This is a genomic window from Oryzihumus leptocrescens (genome assembly GCF_006716205.1).
GTDB classification, from domain to species: domain Bacteria; phylum Actinomycetota; class Actinomycetes; order Actinomycetales; family Dermatophilaceae; genus Oryzihumus; species Oryzihumus leptocrescens.
Genome location: NZ_VFOQ01000001.1, coordinates 762,567 through 780,290, shown reverse-complemented (window position 1 = coordinate 780,290; position 17,724 = coordinate 762,567). Strand labels below are relative to the sequence as shown.

General features: G+C 75.0%; 16 protein-coding genes. 7 read left to right on the top strand and 9 right to left on the bottom strand.

Going from position 1 to position 17,724, the window contains the following annotated elements:
- Positions 1 to 176: 176 nt before the first annotated feature.
- Genes FB474_RS03710 through FB474_RS03700 form a run of 3 tightly spaced genes read left to right on the top strand, consistent with a single transcriptional unit; the run spans position 177 to position 3,049 of the window.
- Positions 177 to 1,103 carry a glycosyltransferase family 2 protein gene (locus FB474_RS03710; RefSeq protein WP_141787424.1) on the top strand — a complete coding sequence of 309 codons (927 nt, stop codon included), beginning with the start codon at positions 177 to 179 and terminating at the stop codon, positions 1,101 to 1,103.
- On the top strand, positions 1,096 to 1,959 hold the full coding sequence (locus FB474_RS03705) for a polysaccharide deacetylase family protein (RefSeq protein ID WP_141787423.1): 864 nt from the start codon (positions 1,096 to 1,098) through the stop codon (positions 1,957 to 1,959). The genes FB474_RS03710 and FB474_RS03705 overlap by 8 nt, the downstream gene beginning before the upstream one ends.
- The gene (locus FB474_RS03700; RefSeq protein WP_141787422.1) at positions 1,943 to 3,049 is read left to right on the top strand and encodes a GNAT family N-acetyltransferase; all 1,107 of its coding nucleotides are present in this window, start codon (positions 1,943 to 1,945) and stop codon (positions 3,047 to 3,049) included. Before FB474_RS03705 ends, FB474_RS03700 begins: the two co-directional genes overlap by 17 nt.
- Positions 3,050 to 3,176: 127 nt before the next feature.
- On the opposite strand, the gene ahcY is transcribed toward FB474_RS03700, so the two are convergent.
- The 6 genes from ahcY to FB474_RS03670 all read right to left on the bottom strand — a co-directional run bounded on the left by ahcY (position 3,177) and on the right by FB474_RS03670 (position 9,093).
- Positions 3,177 to 4,610 (bottom strand): adenosylhomocysteinase, encoded by a 1,434-nt coding sequence (gene ahcY / locus FB474_RS03695; protein ID WP_141787421.1) that lies wholly within the window; start codon positions 4,608 to 4,610, stop codon positions 3,177 to 3,179.
- Positions 4,611 to 4,707: 97 nt separating this feature from the next.
- Positions 4,708 to 5,733 (bottom strand): cation diffusion facilitator family transporter, encoded by a 1,026-nt coding sequence (locus FB474_RS03690; RefSeq protein ID WP_141787420.1) that lies wholly within the window; start codon positions 5,731 to 5,733, stop codon positions 4,708 to 4,710.
- Between the two features lie 135 nt (positions 5,734 to 5,868).
- Positions 5,869 to 7,062: an SIS domain-containing protein gene (locus tag FB474_RS03685; RefSeq protein ID WP_141787419.1), complete on the bottom strand. Its 1,194-nt coding sequence runs from the start codon at positions 7,060 to 7,062 to the stop codon at positions 5,869 to 5,871.
- A 15-nt stretch (positions 7,063 to 7,077) separates the two neighbouring features.
- Positions 7,078 to 7,293 carry a Trm112 family protein gene (locus tag FB474_RS03680; protein ID WP_141787418.1) on the bottom strand — a complete coding sequence of 72 codons (216 nt, stop codon included), beginning with the start codon at positions 7,291 to 7,293 and terminating at the stop codon, positions 7,078 to 7,080.
- The gene (locus FB474_RS03675; protein ID WP_141787417.1) at positions 7,293 to 8,720 is read right to left on the bottom strand and encodes a phosphomannomutase/phosphoglucomutase; all 1,428 of its coding nucleotides are present in this window, start codon (positions 8,718 to 8,720) and stop codon (positions 7,293 to 7,295) included. Before FB474_RS03675 ends, FB474_RS03680 begins: the two co-directional genes overlap by 1 nt.
- A gap of 10 nt (positions 8,721 to 8,730) precedes the next feature.
- Positions 8,731 to 9,093 carry a DUF3499 domain-containing protein gene (locus tag FB474_RS03670; protein ID WP_141787416.1) on the bottom strand — a complete coding sequence of 121 codons (363 nt, stop codon included), beginning with the start codon at positions 9,091 to 9,093 and terminating at the stop codon, positions 8,731 to 8,733.
- A gap of 60 nt (positions 9,094 to 9,153) precedes the next feature.
- Here FB474_RS03670 and FB474_RS03665 point away from each other — a divergent pair, with 60 nt between their 5' ends.
- Positions 9,154 to 9,600, top strand: a complete 447-nt coding sequence (locus FB474_RS03665) for a metallopeptidase family protein (RefSeq protein ID WP_246092031.1) — start codon at positions 9,154 to 9,156, stop codon at positions 9,598 to 9,600.
- Between the two features lie 8 nt (positions 9,601 to 9,608).
- Positions 9,609 to 10,394, top strand: a complete 786-nt coding sequence (locus FB474_RS03660) for an SDR family oxidoreductase (RefSeq protein ID WP_141787414.1) — start codon at positions 9,609 to 9,611, stop codon at positions 10,392 to 10,394.
- 18 nt (positions 10,395 to 10,412) lie between these two features.
- On the opposite strand, the gene FB474_RS03655 is transcribed toward FB474_RS03660, so the two are convergent.
- Genes FB474_RS03655 through FB474_RS03645 form a run of 3 tightly spaced genes read right to left on the bottom strand, consistent with a single transcriptional unit; the run spans position 10,413 to position 15,339 of the window.
- A complete protein-coding gene (locus FB474_RS03655) occupies positions 10,413 to 11,882 on the bottom strand; it encodes a DUF5719 family protein (protein WP_141787413.1) in 1,470 nt (489 codons plus the stop codon).
- Entirely contained in the window at positions 11,879 to 15,067 is a 3,189-nt protein-coding gene (locus tag FB474_RS03650; RefSeq protein ID WP_141787412.1) for a glycosyltransferase family 2 protein, read from the bottom strand. The genes FB474_RS03655 and FB474_RS03650 overlap by 4 nt, the downstream gene beginning before the upstream one ends.
- Before the next feature lie 29 nt (positions 15,068 to 15,096).
- Positions 15,097 to 15,339 carry a WhiB family transcriptional regulator gene (locus tag FB474_RS03645; RefSeq protein ID WP_141789787.1) on the bottom strand — a complete coding sequence of 81 codons (243 nt, stop codon included), beginning with the start codon at positions 15,337 to 15,339 and terminating at the stop codon, positions 15,097 to 15,099.
- A gap of 334 nt (positions 15,340 to 15,673) precedes the next feature.
- On the opposite strand from FB474_RS03645, the gene cofD reads away from it, so the two are divergent.
- Together cofD and cofE are read left to right on the top strand one after the other, a co-directional pair.
- Positions 15,674 to 16,663 carry a 2-phospho-L-lactate transferase gene (gene cofD, locus FB474_RS03640; protein WP_141787411.1) on the top strand — a complete coding sequence of 330 codons (990 nt, stop codon included), beginning with the start codon at positions 15,674 to 15,676 and terminating at the stop codon, positions 16,661 to 16,663.
- A complete protein-coding gene (gene cofE / locus FB474_RS03635) occupies positions 16,660 to 17,709 on the top strand; it encodes a coenzyme F420-0:L-glutamate ligase (protein WP_141787410.1) in 1,050 nt (349 codons plus the stop codon). Before cofD ends, cofE begins: the two co-directional genes overlap by 4 nt.
- Positions 17,710 to 17,724: the final 15 nt, after the last annotated feature.

Below are 17,724 nucleotides of genomic sequence, written 5' to 3'. Positions count from 1 at the left end.
CCGCGGTCGACCCGGCCTCCGCGGCCCGGCCATTCGGCGTAGGCGCCATCGCGGCCAGGTCCCCCAACGGCAGGGTTGCCCGCACCCGGCGCCGGTGTCTGCTGGGCAGGAGAGCTTGCTCGCGGGCTTCGTGCCCGGTCCGGCTCCCGTGCCGGAGGAGGGTGAGGGACAACGACGTGAGGTCCGTGACCGCCGTGGTGTGCGTCTACACCGAACGCCGCTGGGACCGCATCCTGATGGCGCTGCAGTCCCTCCGCGAGCAGACCCTGGCTCCGCAGGAGGTCCTCGTCGTCGTGGACCACAACCCGGCGCTCGGGGCGCGGCTCGCGGCCGCCCTCCCCGAGGTCAGGGTGGTGGAGAACCGGCACCGGCAGGGGTTGTCCGGCGGACGGAACACCGCGCTGGAGCTCGCGACCGGGGAGCTGGTCGCGTTCCTCGACGACGACGCGCAGGCCGCCCACGACTGGCTGGAGACCCTCGTGGGGGCGATGTCTACCGACGACGTGCTCGGGGCCGGCAGCCGGGTCGAGCCGGAGTGGCAGACCCGCCGTCCCCGCTGGTGGCCGGCCGAGTTCGACTGGGTGGTGGGCTGCACCTACCGCGGCATGCCCGGCACCAGCTGTGTCGTCCGGAACCCCTCGGGCGGAGCCATGGTCCTGCGGCGCGACCTGCGCGAGCGGGCGGGGCTGTTCCGCGAGGACCTCGGTCGCGTCGGCGACCGACCCGTCGGCTGCGAGGAGACGGAGTACTGCCTGCGGGCCACCCGGCTGACCGGCGGGGTCTTCCGCTACGAGCCGGCCTCGACGATCTGGCACCTCGTCCCGCCGGCCCGGTGCACCTGGTCGTACTTCCTCAACCGCTGCTACAGCGAGGGCCTGTCCAAGGCGATCGTGGCCAGGTCGGTGCGCGGAGCCGCGCCGCTGGCGACCGAGCGTCACTACGTGACCCGCGTGCTCCCGGCGGGGGTCCTGGCCGGGCTGAACGACGCGGTGGGACTGGACCTGCCGGGGCTGCTCCGGGCGTCCAACATCGTGCTCGGCGTGGCCGCCGCGTCCGCGGGCTTCCTCACCGGCCGCGCGCGAAGGGCCACCCTCGATGCGTGAGGGGCGCCCGACCAGTGGCGAGGCGGAGGCCGTCGCGGCGGCGCCGCTGCCCGGGACCGTGCGGGTGCTGATGTACCACAGCATCTCCCCGGCGCCCGCGGAGCGCGGCTTCCGCCGCTACCGCGTGTCCCCCGCGCTCCTGGACGAGCACCTGTCGGCCCTGGCCGGCGCCGGGCTGCGCGCTGTCTCCCTCACCGACCTGCTGGAGCAGGCCCGGCTGGGGCGGGACGTGAGCCGCCTGGTGGCGCTCACGTTCGACGACGCCTTCGCCGACTTCACCGACCACGCCCTGCCCCTGCTGGGCCACCACCGGGCGCAGGCGACGCTCTACGTGCCGACGGCCCACGTCGGTCGGGACGCTGGGTGGCTCGGCGCCCGCCACGGCCGCCTGCCGCTGATGGACTGGCCGGAGCTGCGGGCCGCGAGCGCGAGCGGTGTCGAGATCGGCTCGCACGGGCACTGGCACCGCGAGCTGGACGTCCTCCCGGCGCGGGAGGTGCTGGCCGAGGTGCAGCTCAGCCGTGCCCTCCTCGAGGACGAGCTCGGGACGGCGCCGCAGTCCCTCGCCTACCCGTTCGGCTATGCCACGCCCGTGGTGCGAGGCGTCGTGCACCAGGCGGGCTTCGCCTCCGCCTGCGCCGTGGGCTACACCACCACACCGGTGCCGGGCCTGGACCCGTTCGCGGTGCAACGACTGCTCGTCGCACCGGGCACCACGCCCGAGCAGCTCGCGGACCTGCTCACCGGCCGGCAAGGCGTCGAGGCCACCCTGCGCCGCTGGACCCGGCCGGCATGGCGCACGGCACGGCGGGTCCGGCACCGCTTGACGGGAAGCTCCCATGTGCGCGCTGCGTGAGGATTCCCGCTCGCAGGCCAGCCGGTCACCGGTGGCCGAGGTCGTCAGCCCCGCGCCCCGCCAGGAGTGGCTGGCGGTGCTGGCCGCCGACCCGGGGGCGTCGGTGTTCCAGACGCCGTCGTGGTTCGAGGCGGCCGCCGCGGTCACCGGGGCCCGCGACGTCAGCCGGCTCTACCTGACACGGGACGGTCGTCGCCTCGTCCTGCCGCTGCTGCGCCGGCGGGCGCTCCCCGCCTTCTCCCTCGACGAGGGCCTGCCCCACCCGTTCGGCCCGGGCGGTCTGCTCGCCACCGACGGTGTGCGGCCGGACGACGTGCAGCTGGTGCTGTCGGACCTGGGCCGCTCGCCGGCCCTGAGCACCCGTGTCACGGCGATGTTCGACGTCGCGGAGACGTTCGAGGCCGGCCTGCCGGTCGGGGCCACGGCCACCCGCCTCCGGGTCCACGTGCTCGACCTCGAGGGCGGCTTCGCGACGGTCTGGGCCCAGCGCTTCCACCCCTCGGCACGCAAGGCGGTGCGCCGGGCCGAGCGGGCGGGTCTGACGGTCGAGCGGGACACCACCGGCCGCCTGGTCCCCGCGTTCTACGAGCTGTACCTGGCGTGGACCGCCGAGCGCACCAACCGGTCGGGGCTGCCGGTGCCCGTGGCGTCGGCGCTGGCCCGGCGGCGGCAGCCGCTGGCCGTGTTCGAGGCGCTGACCGGCCCGCCCCAGCTGGACTGCCGCACCTGGCTGGCGAGCCACGAGGGCACCCCCGTCGCGGGGCTGGTGACGTTCGTCCACGGGGCGCACGCCATCTCGTTCCGCAGCTACTCCCTGCGGGAGCACCGCGCCCTGCACGCCAGCCACCTGCTCAAGCGGCTGGCGATCGAGGAGGCCTGCGCCGACGGCTGCCGGTGGTTCAACCTCGGCATGTCCGGCGGGGTGTCAGGTCTGGAGGCGTTCAAGGAGTCGCTGGGCGCCACGCCGCGGTGGGCCGTCGACTGCCGGGTGGAGCGCGTGCCGGTCCACCGGCTGCAACGCGGCCGCGACCGGGCGGCCTCCTCTGCGGCAGCCGCGCTCACGCGCCTGCGCGGCGACACCGGCGACTGAGCCGTCCGGACCCGGCAAGGGCGGCCCTGCCCCGGACAGCACAGCGGGCGGTGAGGTCTCCCTCACCGCCCGCGGCGCGCGATACGGCTGTATGCCGGGGACGCACCGGGGTGCGCCCGCCACCACCTCAGTAGCGGTAGTGCTCCGGCTTGTACGGGCCGGCGACGTCGACACCGATGTACTCCGCCTGGTCCTTGCTCAGCTGGGTGAGCTTGACGCCGAGGGCGTCGAGGTGGAGCCGGGCGACCTTCTCGTCGAGGATCTTCGGCAGGACGTAGACCTGCTTGGCGTAGTCGTCGTTCTTGGTGAACAGCTCGATCTGGGCGATCGTCTGGTTGGCGAACGAGTTCGACATGACGAAGCTCGGGTGGCCGGTGGCGTTGCCGAGGTTCAGCAGGCGGCCCTCCGACAGGACGATGACCGAGTGGCCATCGGCGAAGCGCCACTCATGCACCTGCGGCTTGATCTCGACCTTCTCGATGGTCGTGTCGCGCTCGAGGCCGGCCATGTCGATCTCGTTGTCGAAGTGGCCGATGTTGCCGACGATGGCCTGGTGCTTCATCCGCGCCATGTCGGCGGCGGTGATGATGTCCTTGTTGCCGGTGGCGGTGATGAAGATGTCGGCGGTCTCGACGACGTCCTCGAGGGTGGTGACCTGGAAGCCGTCCATCGCCGCCTGCAGCGCGCAGATCGGGTCGATCTCGGTGATGACCACGCGGGCGCCCTGGCCGCGCAGCGACTCGGCGCAGCCCTTGCCCACGTCGCCGTAGCCGAGGACGACCGCGACCTTGCCGCCCATGAGCGTGTCGGTGGCGCGGTTGATGCCGTCGATGAGGCTGTGGCGGGTCCCGTACTTGTTGTCGAACTTGGACTTGGTGACCGAGTCGTTGACGTTGATCGCCGGGAAGAGCAGGTCGCCGGTCTGGGCGAACTCGTAGAGGCGGTGCACGCCGGTCGTGGTCTCCTCGGTGACGCCCAGGATGCCGGCCGCCATCTTGGTGAACCGCTGCGGGTCCTTCTCCAGGGAGGCGCGCAGGACGTCGAGGATGACGCGGTACTCGGCCGAGTCGTTCTCGTCCGTGGCCGGGACGGCGCCCGCGGCCTCGAACTCGACGCCCTTGTGCACGAGCAGGGTGGCGTCGCCGCCGTCGTCGAGGATCATGTTCGGGCCGTCCTGGCCCGGCCAGGACAGGATCTGCTCGGTGCACCACCAGTACTCCGGCAGGCTCTCGCCCTTCCAGGCGAAGACCGGGACGCCCTGCGGGTCCTCGGGCGTGCCCTTGCCGACGACGATCGCCGCGGCGGCCTCGTCCTGGGTGGAGAAGATGTTGCAGGACGCCCAGCGCACGTCGGCGCCGAGGGCGGTCAGGGTCTCGATGAGCACCGCGGTCTGCACGGTCATGTGCAGCGAGCCGGCGATGCGCGCGCCCTTGAGCGGCTGCTGCGCGCCGAACTCCTCGCGCAGCGCCATGAGGCCGGGCATCTCGTGCTCGGCCAGGCGGATCTGGTGACGGCCGGCCTCGGCGAGGCTCAGGTCGCGAACCTTGTAGTCAAAGGACATGCGGAGAACTCCCTTTGGATGACGGGTTTGCTGACCCGGCGCCGCCCATCTGGGCCTGCATCTGCGGGGTCATCACCCACGCCGGCGATTGGCCAGTCTAACGACTGTGCCCCATGTCGCGAACCTCGCCGGGCTCGTCGGGGACGTAGGTGGAGTCCGCGGCCACCGGGGCGTTGTCCCACTGGGCCCGCTCCTGCGGGCCGCGGTCGATGTCCGGCTCGAGGTACATCACCAGCTGGGTGCCGGGCAGCGCCTCGCGCGCCCGGCGCTCCGCGGCGTCGATCGCCTCGGCGATGTCCGCACCCCGCTCCAGCGGGCCGACCGCGAGCTTGGCCGCGACGAGCACCTCCTCCGGGCCCAGGTGCATCGTGCGCAGGTGGATGACCCGGGAGATGGCGCCCTCCGGGCCGTTCTCCAGCGCGTCGGTGATCGCCTGGAGCTGCTGCGGGCGGGCCGCCTCGCCGATGAGGAGCGACTTCATCTCGATGGCCAGCACGCCGGCGACGAAGACCAGCAGCAGGCCGATCGCGGCGGTGCCCGCGGCGTCCCAGCGACCGTTGCCGGTGACCAGGGTCAGGCCGACGCCGATGAGGGCGAAGACCAGGCCGACCAGGGCGGCGGAGTCCTCGAGCAGGACGACCGGCAGCTCGGGCTCCTTGGCCGTGCGGATGAACTGCGCCCACGTGCGCTTGCCGCGCTGCGGGTTGCTCTCCCGGATCGCGGTGCGGAAGGAGAAGCCCTCCAGCCCGATGGCGACGACGAGCACCGCCAGCGGCACCCACCACCACCGGCCCTGGATGGCCTCGGGGTGGGCCCACTTGTGCCAGGCCTCGTTGAGCGCGAACAGGCCACCGACGCTGAACAGGACGATGGAGACGATGAAGGCGTAGACGTAGCGCTCCCGGCCGAACCCGAACGGGTGGGCCGGCGTCGCCTCGCGCCGGCTGCGCTTGCCGCCGATCAGGAGCAGCAGCTGGTTGCCCGAGTCGGCGACGGAGTGCACCGCCTCGGCGAGCATCGAGCTCGACCCGGTGACGAGGAACGCCACGAACTTGGTCGCCGCGATGCCCAGGTTTGCCGTCAGTGCCGCGAGGATCGCCTTGCCGCCACCTTCATGTGCCATGGCACCGAAGCCTATGGCCGCGACCGGGCCCCCGGCACACAGGTGTCGTTCAGCCCGCGTTCAGGTGCCGTCCCCCTGCTGCACGCGGGCCGGCCGCAGGGTGATGCGCGCACCCGCCGTGGCCGGGCCGGGCCGCTATCCCAGGGCCCGGTCGCGGCGGTCGCGCAGGTCCGCCACGTGCGGGGAGACCGAGGGGTCGAGCCCGAGGCCGATGGCCAGGTAGGTGGCGGCGAAGTCGGTCAGGGCGATCTGCCCGGCCAGCCGCGTCAGCGGGTGCCCGGGCTCGGCGACGGCGGTGGCCACCCGCACGCCGGCGTCGTGAGCCGTCTGGAGGACCGCGTCGGTCAGCTCCTGCACCTCGGCGGCCTCGGGCGAGAGCTCCTCCGGCGCGACGTCCCGCAGCATCAGCAGCCCGAGCCGCGGCTGGGCCGGCCCGTCGAGGAAGGGGTCGGCGAAGATGTCCGGCGCCGACTCCCGCTCCCCCACCCCGCGACCGCCGCCGGCGGTGAACGGGCCGTCGAAGCTGGCCACGATCTGCGAGGCGGCGTCGGGCAGCTCGCCGTACGAGGCGGGGATCCGGGCGGTGCGCTGGAGCATGGAGGCCGCACGGGCGGCGGCGACCCCGTTGAGCGGTCCGTCGCCCAGGATCACCGGGATCGACTCGGCGAGCTGCACCGCGAGGATCTTGGCCGGGTTGACGAACGACTCCGAGGTCGGCCGGCAGGCCTCGGCCTGCTCGTCCAGCCGGTCGGCGACCTCCATCAGCGCGCGCTCGGTGCAGTCGATCAGGCCCAGGCCGTCGGCGGCCAGCATGACCGGGGTGAGCAGGGACCACAGCGCGGTGCGCGAGGACGTGCGCCCGTGCGGGACGTCGATGTGTATGCCACGGGCAGCGGTGCAGATGCGGGCCAGCGGCGAGTCGGGCGCGCCGACCGTGAGCAGCGACGCGCCGCGCCGGGCGGCCTCCGCGGCCACGGCCACCGGGCCGTGCGCCCGGCCGGACAGGGACACCGCCACGACCAGGTCCAGCGGACCGACCCAGCCCGGCAGCGGCAGGTTGCGGCGCACGGTGACCGGCACCGGTGAGCCGGGCTCGGCGAGCAGCTCCAGCACGTCGGCGACGACGGCCGAGCCGCCGAGGGAGGCCACGAGCACCGACCGGGGGCGCTCACCGCCACCGACCCGCTCGATGCCCCCCTCACGGGAGAGCGTGATCTGCTCGCGGACCTGCGCACCCGCCGTGGCGAGCGCCCTCAGGGTCTGGCGCGAGTCACGCTCCGCGATCGCGTCGACGTCGTCGATCAGCGACTCGTCCAGGAAGGGAGCCATGCCGACCTCGCCGGATCAGCTTGCGAGAGAACGCGACTCGTCGACGAGCAGCACCGGGATGCCGTCGTCGACCCGGTAGGCACGCGCGCACGCAGCATCGGTGCAGTGCAGCTCGGGGCCGGTGGGGCCGGTGCCGTCGACCAGCTCGGAGTGGCACTGCGGGCAGCGCAGGATCTCGCGCAGCCACGGCTCGATGCGGGCGGCCTCGGGGCCGGTCGGGTTCTGGGTCATCACTGTCCTCCTCGCACGAGCGACAACACATCGTCGCGCACGTGCTGCATGGTTGTCTCATCGATCGCCTCGACGTTGAGGCGCAGCAGCGGCTCGGTGTTGCTGGCGCGCAGGTTGAACCACCACATCGGCTCGCCCCGGTGGGTCACCGTCAGCCCGTCGAGCTCGTCGACCTCGACGTCGCGCTGCTGCGCCCACTCCCGGACCGTCGCGGTGGTGGCCACCGCGTCGGCGACGGTGGAGTTGATCTCCCCGGACGCGGCATACCGGCTGAAGCGCGCGGCCAGCTGCGACAGGGGCGCGTCCTGCTCGCCGAGGGCGGCGAGGACGTGCATCGCCGCGAGCATGCCGGTGTCGGCGAACCAGAAGTCGCGGAAGTAGTAGTGGGCCGAGTGCTCGCCACCGAAGACGGCGTCGTGCTCGGCCATCTGCGCCTTGATGAAGGAGTGCCCGACGCGGGTGCGCACGGACTGCCCGCCCTCCTCGGCGATGATCTGCGGCACGGCCGCGGAGGAGATGACGTTGTAGACGATCCGCGCCTCGCGGCCCTCGGCCCGCTCCTTGGCGATCTCGCGGGAGGCCACCAGGGCGGTGATCGCCGACGGGCTGACCGGCTCGCCGCGCTCGTCGATGACGAAGCAGCGGTCGGCGTCGCCGTCGAAGGCCAGGCCGAGGTCGGCCCCGTGCTCGACGACGGCCTTCTGCAGGTCGCGCAGGTTCTCCGGCTCGAGCGGGTTGGCTTCGTGGTTGGGGAAGGTGCCGTCCAGCTCGAAGTACAGCGGCACGACCTCCAGCGGCAGCTCGGGCAGACCCGCCCCGGTGCCGAGCACCGCCGGGACCGTGTGGCCGCCCATGCCGTTGCCGGCGTCGACGACGACCTTCAGCGGGCGGGAGCCGGACAGGTCGACCAGGCCGCGCAGGAACGCGGCGTAGTCGCCGAGCAGGTCGCGCTCGGTGATGGTGCCGATCCGGTCGCCGCCGCCGACGTGGTGGACCTCGCCGCGCTCGAGCAGCCACTGCGCCAGGTCACGGATCTCGGCCAGGCCGGTGTCCTGCCCCACCGGGCGGGCCCCGGCGCGGCACAGCTTGATCCCGTTGTACTGGGCCGGGTTGTGGCTGGCGGTGAACATGGCGCCGGGGACGTCGAGCGCCCCGCTGGCGTAGTAGAGGCCGTCGGTGGAGCACAGCCCGATGAGGGTGACGTCGAGGCCGTGCGCGGCGGCACCGACGGCGAAGGCCCGCGCCAGGTCCGGCGAGGAGGGCCGCATGTCGTGGCCGATGACGATCGCGGAGGCTCCCTCGGGGCCGGCGACGACCTGGGCGAAGGCCGAGCCGATGGCCGTCGCGACGGGCTCGCTCAGCTGCTCGGGGACGAGGCCGCGGACGTCGTAGGCCTTGATGAACTCGGACAGGCGGGGCACACTCACGCGCCCGACCCTATCGATCGCGCAGCACCCGCAGGTGGCCGCGTCGCCCGACCTCGACGGTGCCCTCCGCGTCGGGTGCGCTGGAGGGGGGCGGGGTGCGGGGCTTGCCGGCCTCACGGACCGCGTCGGCGAGGGCCAGCAGGTCGTCCGGCGTCGGGCCGGGGTCGACGAACTCCCCCGCCAGGCGCACGACCTCCCAGCCCCGCGGCGCGGTCAGCCGCTCGGCGTGGTCGGCGCACAGGTCGTAGGTGTGTGGCTCGGCGTAGGTGGCCAGCGGACCCAGGACCGCGGTCTGGTCGGAATAGACGTAGGTCAGGGTCGCGACGGCTCCCCGGGCACAGGCGGTGCGGGAACACTGGCGCGACAGACTCACGGGGGGACTGTAGTGCGCGGCGTGCCCCCGGCGAACCCGGCACGCCGTAATGTGGTCGACGTGAGCAGTCCGCGCCCGCCCCGTCGACGCCGCAACCGGCACGGCCGGGGACCTCGCGGGCCCCTCGCCTGGCCGCCGGTGCCGGCGATGCAGACCCGCGCCGAGCGGTTCGACGACCTGGTCCTCGACGCGGCCTCCCGGCTCGAGGAGCGGGTGGGCGAGGCGTTCGGCGAGGTCGAGTTCGCCGTGGAGGACGTGCCGCCGAGCGACCCGGCGCCGTGGGAACCGGCCGACATCGCCCTGGGCCGGCTGTTCGCCGCCCGCGGCCGGATGCCGGCGCGCATCGTCATCTACCGCCGGCCGGTCGAGACCCGGGTCGACGACCCGCGTGAGCTGGCGGCGCTGGTCAACGAGGTCGTCGTCGAGCAGGTCGCCGCCATGCTCGGGGTCGACCCGGCCGAGCTGGACCCGGGCTGGGACGTCGGCCCGGACGACGGCCCGCTCTGAACCCGCAGGTGGAGCGCCCGACACCGTCGGCTCCGGTCCTGGTGACCGGCGGCACCGGCACGCTCGGCCAGGCGGTGGTGGCCGAGCTGGCGGCCCGCGGGTTGCCGGCGCGGGTGATGTCCCGCACCGCGGCCCCTGGGGTGACCGGCCGGGTCGTCGGGGACCTGGCCAGCGGCGCCGGCCTCGATGCCGCCGTCGCCGGGGTGCGGGCGGTCATCCACTGCGCGAGTGACCCCCGCCACGCGAAGCAGGTGGATGTCGACGGCACCGGGCTGCTGCTCACCGCGCTGCAACGCTCGGCCCCCGAGGCGCACCTGGTGCTCGTCTCGATCGTGGGCTGCGACGCGAACCCGCTGGGCTACTACCGCCGCAAGCACGAGACGGAGCTGCTGGTGCGCGGGTCGCCGGCGCCGTCGACCCTGGTGCGGGCCACCCAGTTCCACGAGCTGGTCGCCACCGTGTCGCGGGTCCTGACCCTCGGCCCGCTGGGGCTGGCCGTGCGCGGGCTGAGGTTCCAGCCGTGCGACCCGGCGTGGGTCGCCGCGCACCTGGTGCGGGTGGCGCTCGGCCCACCCCTGCCGGCACGGCTCGACCTCGCCGGCCCGGAGGCGCTCTCCCTGGCGCAGGCGCTGCGGCTGACCGCCCGCGCTGCCGGGCACCGCGCGCCACGCGTGGTCACTGTGCCCGGCTGGGGACGGGTGTGGCGGGGGTTCGCCGCGGGCTCCAACCTGCCCGGCCCGGACGCGGTCACCGGGGGCAGCACGTATGCCGCGTGGCTGGCCCACCGGGACTGACCGCGGCAGGTCCGCGGGTCAGTCCCGCGCGGCGCGCACGCTCAGCGGCGTCGTCGTGAGCGGCAGGGAGACCAGCGGCGAGACGCTCACCAGCGGACCGGCGGGGTCGGCCACGGCACTGACGGTCGCGGCACGGACCTGCCCGGAGACCGGCGTGACCCAGACCGACGCGGCACCGGTCACCGACCGGGTCGCCACCGAGTCGGCGGGCACCGCGACGGTGTCGTTGACCACCTGCCCGGACGGGCTGACCGAGGTGACGGTGACCACGGCGCTGCGCGCGACGGAGGCCAGCTGCACCTCCGTGGTGACCCCGGGCGCCGGCAGCAGGGCGGCGCCGGCAAGGCCGCGGACCGGCTCCGTCGCCGTGGTCCAGGCCAGGTCGGAGGGCCCGGCGGCCGCGGCGCGCCGCTCGACGGTCGCGCCGGCGAGGACAGGCTCGTCGGCGCGCACGTGGACGGCGTAGGCACCCGCCGGCAGCCCGGACAGGTCGACGTCGGTGGTGCTGTGGGCGGGGACCCGCACCACCCCGCCGTTGGGCAGGGGCTGCGCCCCGGCCGGCGTCAACAGCCGTAGCTGGACGACGGCCTCGGTGTCACCCGGCACGGCCAGCCGCAGGGTCCCGCGCCCGGACAGGGCCACCCCGGGCACGACCTGCTCGGTCGCGGGGTCGGCGGTCGGCACCGCGTCGTCGCCGCCGCGGGGCACGATGCCGTCGAGCCAGGTGTCACTGAGCACGGCAGCGACCTCCCCGCCGCGGGCGGTGACCCCGACCACGGGCGACTTCTCGGAGCCGGCCACCGCGTCGAGCAGCACCACGGTGCGGCCATAGGGCCCGACGACGATGTCCTGGGCGGCCGGGGAGGTCACCTCGCCGGCTGAGTCGAGCACCGTCAGGTCCACCTGGATCGGGTTGGGGCCGGGGTTGGCCAGGACGAGCCGCTCGCGTCGGCCGGCCTCGCCGCCACCGGCGACGAGCCAGGCCTGCTCCCGTGGGGCGACGCAGGCCGACCCGGTGAGCCCGCGGTCATCGCCCTTGGTCACGAGGGTCCGCTGCGCGCCCACGGTGCCCGGGGCGAGCGAGCCGGTGCCCGCTGCGAGGACCGCCGCGGGGACCGACACGGTCGCGCCGAGGGCCGAGCCGCGCGCCGAGGTCGAGGGGGCCGTGCCGGGGGCGGCCTCCGGCGAGGCCAGCGAGCGCAGGGACAGCGTCCCGTCTCCCCCGCTGCGGGCCGGCGCGGGCAGGACCTCCTGCGGTGCGGTCAGCGCGGCCACCGAGGCGGTCTGCCGTCCGGGGACCACGCCGTCGACCCCGAGGGTCTCCGGGCCGGGGCACACCACGGACGTGGAGGCCACCGCGGCGGCGGTCGCCGGTGTCGCGGCGCGGGCTGCGGGTGCGGCCAGGTCCACGGCCGGGGCCTTGGCCGCCGCGAGCACCAGGCCCGCTCCCGCGGCGGTCACGAGCACCACGCGGGTGAGGCCGATCATGAAGCCCTCCTGGAGCGTCGGTTGCCCAGCGGCACCGCGAGGAACACCACCAGGGCGAGCAGGCCCAGCTGACCGCGGGTCCACCAGTGGTGGGCCGGTTCGACCTCCACCGTCAGGTGCCGGGCCGTCGCGGGCAGGTCGTAGGTGGGCTGGGCGGCGCCGGCCTCGGCGGCCAGCCGCCGCCCGTCGACGGTGACCGCGGCGTGGCGGGCCCAGGCCGGCGGCTCGGCCAGCACCAGGCGGCGGGCTGCCCCGGCGGGGGCCAGGGTGGTCGCGGTGGCGCCGTGGTCACCGCTGACGTCGACCGAGTCCAGGAGGCGTCCGCTGCCGTCCTCGAGGCGGGCGCGCGCCGGGGGCACGTTGGTGTCCGCCGTGGCGCCGGCCGCCGGCAGCACCCGCCAGAGCACCGTGCCCTGGCTGTCCCCGAGCCGGGTCAGCCCGGCGGTCGAGTCGAGCCGGCGCACGACCGGGCTGTTGGCGCTCCCGCGGAACGCGACGAACCCGACGGCCAGGTCGGCCAGCCGCTGGTGCGGCACGTCCGCCGTCGCCGGGGTGGTGGTCGCGAGGACGGCCTCGACGTCGCGGCCGAGCGTTGCCGGGCCGGTGGCCGGGGTGGTCCCGGCGTCCCGGGCCGGGAGGCTGGCCTCGGACCCGAGCAGGCGGTAGCTGACGGCGTCCTGCTCGGGCTCGAGCAGCAGCAGCCGGTTGGCCAGGGCGCTGTGCGCCTGGTCCACCGCGACGGCGGGCAGCCGGAGCCCGGCCACCCGCAGCGGCCCCGGGACCTCCTGCGCGACCAGCAGCACACCGGCGCCGAGGACACCCAGCACCGCGAGCGCGATGGTCGGCGCGGCCAGGACCTGGCGCCAGCCGAAGCCGTGCCGGGCCAGGCGGGTGCCGAGGCCGTCCAGGCCCAGCACCGCGGCCGCCAGCAGCGCCAGCGCGAGCAGGTCCAGGCCGCTGCCCGGCCACGGCGTGAGCGCCGCTCCCGAGCCGGAGCGGCCGACCACGACGTGGGGGGCGAGCAGCGCCCCGGCGAGCCCGGCCAGCCCCAGCACACCGAGCAGGCTCATCGCCCACGAGGCACGCTGGCGACGCAGCAGGCCGGCCAGCCCGGCGAGCACCAGGGGGGCGCAGACCGCGAGGGCCGGGACCTGCGCGAGCGACGGCTGCAGCAGCGCGGCGTGCCAGGCCGGCACCGCGGGGTGTGGGCCGACCGCCAGCCCGGGGCCGGTGAGCAGGACCCGCGGGTCGGCCACGACGGCGAGCAGCCACGGGCCGGACAGCCCGGCGGTGAGGGCCAGCAGCGCCAGCGCCCGCAGGCGCCGGCGGGCGCCGGGCCCGACGAGGAGCAGCACCGCCGCGACCAGCACCGCGACGACACCGAGGGCGGGGTTGAACGCGGCCAGGACCGCCATGGCCAGTCCGGTGCCGGCGGTGACCGACGCGGACGCCGATCGCCTTGCCACGCAGGCGATTCCGGCCGCGACGGCGGGGAGGAGGACGTGTGCGGCCACCGCCCCGAGCCGGCCCTGGCCGACCGCGAGGGACATCGTGGGCAGCGTGGCCCAGGCCAGGGCGAGCCAGGCGCGCGGCCAGCGCGCCCGGCTGACCACCCGGGAGGACAGGTATGCCGTGCCGGCCGCCAGGGGCGCCGCCAGCAGGAGGAGCCAGGTCAGGGCGAGGCCGGCTGGCGAGCCGGCGTCGCCCACCCAGGGCAGCAGGCTGAGCAGCCAGGTCAGGCCGGCGAGCACCGGGACCCACGGCGCCACGTCGCCCGAGGTGCCCAGGCCGGGGCCGTGCCAGCCGTCGAGCCACAGGTGCCACAGGGACGACGCGTCCGCGGAGACCGGGAGCAGCTCGCCACCGGACACCCCGCCAGTGGCCGACAGCGCGCCGTCGTGCAGCAGGTCGCGCCAGCCGAGGAGGGTGACCGCCGTGGTGACCAGGACCGCCAGGACGCCCGGGTGCCGGGCCAGGCGCTGGGGCCAGGTCGGCCCGAGGACGGCCAGGTCCTCGGCCTCGTCGGACACCGGCCCGCTCTCGACCGTGTCCGGGGACGCCTCGACGGGGGCGGTGCGGCCCTCGAACGCGATCGCGTCGTGGACCGCGTCGAGGGTGTGGCGCAGGGCCGTGCCGGCCGGCACGAACAGGCCGTGCAGGTCGCGGCGGCGCAGCTCGCGCGCGCCTCGGGCGCGCCACCGTGCCCCGACGACGCGCCACGGGGTGAGCAGGGCGCCCACGTCGGCCAGCTCGAGCAGGGCACGCCGCGGGCGCTTCACCAGCAGCAGCGCGACACCGGAGGCCAGCGAGGTCAGCGTGATCCACAGCGCCAGGAACGGCACCAGCGGTGCGGCGCACCGCGCCAGGGCCACCTGCCGGCCGTGGCGGCGGTCGAGCCGGCGCGCGGCGCGGGCGTCCGGGCCGTCCGGGCGCAGGCCGTGCACGGACGCGGCGGCGTCGCGCATCGTGGCCCGGGGCACCACGACGACGCGGTGGCCGGCGAGGTGGGCACGCCAGCACAGGTCGAGGTCGTCGCGCAGCAGTCCGAACGCGCGGTCGAAGCCGCCGGTGAGGTCGTAGACGTCGCGCCGGACGAGCATTCCCGAGGTGTTGACCGCCATGACGTCGCTGCGGTGGTCGTGCTGGCCCTGGTCGGCCTCGCCGCGGGTCGTGCCGTCGGCGCGACGTCCGGAGCGGGTGACGAGCTGGCCGACCTCGACCAGGCGGCCCGGGTCCTTCAAGCTGAGCAGCTTCGGCCCGGCGATGCCGACGGAGGTGGAGCGGCGCGCGGTGTCCAGCAGGGTCGCGAGGGTGCCCGGAGCCGCGGCGCTGTCGTCGTGCAGCAGCCAGAGCCAGTCCGCCGGGGAGGCGACCTCGGGCAGGTCGGCGACGGCCCGGGATACGGCCTGGCCGAAGGCGACCTCGCGGCCGGTGGTGAGGACCCTGATCTCGGCGACCGCGTCGTGGATCCCCTTGTGGCTGCTCAGGATTGCGGCACTGTCATCCCGCGAGCCGGTGTCGACCACGACCAGCCGGTCGGGCAGCCTCTGCTGCGCGGCGAGGGCGTCGAGGCACTCGCCGAGCCAGCGGGCTCCGTCGTGGACGACCAGGACCGCCGTGACCACCGGGGTGCCGGGGGTCGCGGGCGTCGCGGACGGGGATGCGTCAGGTGGCGCAAGCGTCATGAGTCAGGGTGCGGAACCGCCCGGGGCGGTCAGACCGCGCGCTTCTTCAGCTTGCGGCGCTCACGCTCGGACAGCCCACCCCAGATGCCGAAGCGCTCGTCGTGCGCCAGGGCGTACTCGAGGCACTCCCCGCGGACGTCGCACCCGACGCAGACCTTCTTGGCCTCCCGCGTGGATCCGCCCTTCTCGGGGAAGAACGCCTCGGGATCGGTCTGCGCGCACAGTGCGCGCTCCTGCCAGGACAGCTCACCGCCGTCCTCGTCGATCTCCATCGTGGTGATCAGTTGAAGCTCGTGCACGGCCCCTCCTCGACCCAACTCGCCAGCACAGCACTCGCGTTGGCCGCCCTGCTGGACCGAGGGTGTGACCGGCGTCTCGTCGTCGAGGTCTTGCTTCCCCGCCGTCGACTCGATTGGATCATCGGTTCTGTCCAGTAAAGAGACAACACTGGAATTACACGCGTGTCATACGCCCAAGTCAAGCCGTTCTCTGATATTCGGCGTATTCACAGGACCGATATATCCACACCGCTTGGCCTACCCCATTGGGCTGATCGCAAACCCACCGCCGTGCAACGGGTTTCGGCGCCCTGAGAGACTGCGACCCATGCGCATCACCGCACTGGCCGGAGGCGTCGGCGGCGCCCGATTCCTGCGAGGCCTTCTGACCCATCTGGGCCGTGTGCCCGAATTGTCGGGCGCCACCGTCACTGTTATCGGCAACACCGGCGACGACATTAACCTTTTCGGTCTCCGGGTTTGCCCGGATCTGGACACGGTCCTCTACACCCTCGGCGGTGGCATCCACGAGGGCCAGGGCTGGGGCCGCGACGGCGAGACCCATGCCGTCCAGGCCGAGCTGGCCGCTTACGGGGCGACGCCGCAGTGGTTCGGCCTGGGCGACAAGGACTTCGGCACGCACATCGTGCGCAGCCAGTGGCTCGGCCAGGGCCTGACCCTGTCCGAGGTGACGGCCCGTCTCGCCGCCCGCTGGGGTTTGCCGCACCGCGGCGTGACCCTGCTGCCGATGTCGGACTCCCCCGTCGAGACGCACGTCGTCGTCGACGAGGGCGAGGGCCCGCGCGCCGTGCACTTCCAGGAGTGGTGGGTGCGGATGCGCGCCGCCGTGCCGGCCCAGCGGTTCATCGCGGTCGGCATGGACCGCGCCGTCGCCGCCCCCGGGGTCCTCGACGCCATCCGCGAGGCCGACGTGGTCCTCCTGCCGCCGAGCAACCCGGTGGTCTCGATCGGCATCATCCTGGGCGTGCCCGGGGTCCGGGACGCCCTGCGCGGCACGACCGCACCGGTGGTCGGGGTCTCCCCGCTCATCGGCGGGGCACCGGTGCGCGGCCACGCCGACGCCTGCCTGACCGCGATCGGGGTGGAGTCGACCACCCGCGCCGTCGCCGGCCTCTACGCCGACTTCCTCGACGGGTGGCTCGTCGACGACGCCGACGCCGAGTTCGCCGCCTCCCCCGGCCGGCTCGCGGTCCGCGCCCGGCCGCTGCTGATGAGCGATGTCGACGCCGCCGCCGACATCGCCGGCGCCGCCCTGCAGCTCGCCGGCGAGCTCCGCCCCACCACCCCGGCCGTATGACGTCCCCAGCCCTCGCGGTCACGGTCACCGCCGTGGCCGGGGTGCCCGAGGTCCGCGCCGGTGACGACCTGGCTGGCCTGCTCGTCGCCGCCCTGCGCGCCACGGGGCTGGAGCTGGCCGACGGCGACGTGCTCGTCGTCTCCAGCAAGGTGGTCTCCAAGGCGGAGGGGCTCACCGCGCCGGCAGCATCGCGCGACGACGCCGTGGTGGCGCAGTCCCTGCGGGTCGTCGCCGAGCGCGTGACGCCCACGGGCACGGCGCGCGTCGTCGAGTCGGCCGCCGGCCCGGTGATGGCCGCGGCGGGGGTCGACGCCTCCAACACCGGCGACGACGCGGTGGTGCTGCTCCTGCCCGGCGACCCCGACGCCGCCGCGGCGTCGCTGCGCGACGCGGTGCTGGCTGCCTGGGGTCGCCCGGTGTCCATCGGGCTGGTGCTCAGCGACACCGCCGGCCGCCCCTGGCGCGTGGGGCAGACCGACTTCGCGCTCGGCGCCTGCGGCGTGACCACCGTCGAGGACCTGCGCGGCGGCGTCGACGCGGACGGCCGACCGCTGCAGGTCACCGTGCGCTGCGTCGCCGACGAGCTGGCCGCGGCGGCAGACCTGGTCAAGGGCAAGGACCGTGCGGTGCCGGTGGCCCTCGTCCGCGGCAGCGGCACGGTCCGGGAGGACGGCGCCGGCGCGCGGACGATCGTGCGCACCGGCCCCGAGGACTGGTTCGGCCTGGGCCGGGCCGAGGCCGTGCGCGCGGCGCTCGGGGTGACGCCGGGGACGGCGGCCGCCCTGGACGTCGGCATCCCCGCGGCGTGGCCGGAGGACCGGCGCACGCGCGTGGCCCGTGCGGTCCGCGTCGCGCTGCGAGACCAGGACGAGGTGGCCGCGGACGTCGGCGCCGACGAGGTCGAGCTCAGCGGCGAGGACGACTTCAGCGCCGGGCTCGTGGCTGCCCGCCTGCTGGTCGCCCTGCACGGCGAGGGACTGGCCGGCGCCGTGCGTCGTGGCGGCCGGGCCGGCCAGGCCGTGGTCGTGGTGGACGCGCCGGCATGAGCGCGCTCAGTATCC

What these genes read in the sequence shown, in the direction of transcription:
- FB474_RS03705 (WP_141787423.1), top strand. Translation starts at nt 1,096, where the DNA reads ATGCGTGAGGGGCGCCCGACCAGTGGCGAGGCGGAGGCCGTCGCGGCG.
- FB474_RS03700 (WP_141787422.1), top strand. Translation starts at nt 1,943, where the DNA reads ATGTGCGCGCTGCGTGAGGATTCCCGCTCGCAGGCCAGCCGGTCACCG.
- ahcY (WP_141787421.1), bottom strand. Translation starts at nt 4,610, where the DNA reads ATGTCCTTTGACTACAAGGTTCGCGACCTGAGCCTCGCCGAGGCCGGC.
- FB474_RS03690 (WP_141787420.1), bottom strand. Translation starts at nt 5,733, where the DNA reads ATGGCACATGAAGGTGGCGGCAAGGCGATCCTCGCGGCACTGACGGCA.
- FB474_RS03685 (WP_141787419.1), bottom strand. Translation starts at nt 7,062, where the DNA reads ATGGCTCCCTTCCTGGACGAGTCGCTGATCGACGACGTCGACGCGATC.
- FB474_RS03680 (WP_141787418.1), bottom strand. Translation starts at nt 7,293, where the DNA reads ATGACCCAGAACCCGACCGGCCCCGAGGCCGCCCGCATCGAGCCGTGG.
- FB474_RS03655 (WP_141787413.1), bottom strand. Translation starts at nt 11,882, where the DNA reads ATGATCGGCCTCACCCGCGTGGTGCTCGTGACCGCCGCGGGAGCGGGC.
- FB474_RS03650 (WP_141787412.1), bottom strand. Translation starts at nt 15,067, where the DNA reads ATGACGCTTGCGCCACCTGACGCATCCCCGTCCGCGACGCCCGCGACC.
- FB474_RS03645 (WP_141789787.1), bottom strand. Translation starts at nt 15,339, where the DNA reads ATGGAGATCGACGAGGACGGCGGTGAGCTGTCCTGGCAGGAGCGCGCA.
- cofD (WP_141787411.1), top strand. Translation starts at nt 15,674, where the DNA reads ATGCGCATCACCGCACTGGCCGGAGGCGTCGGCGGCGCCCGATTCCTG.
- cofE (WP_141787410.1), top strand. Translation starts at nt 16,660, where the DNA reads ATGACGTCCCCAGCCCTCGCGGTCACGGTCACCGCCGTGGCCGGGGTG.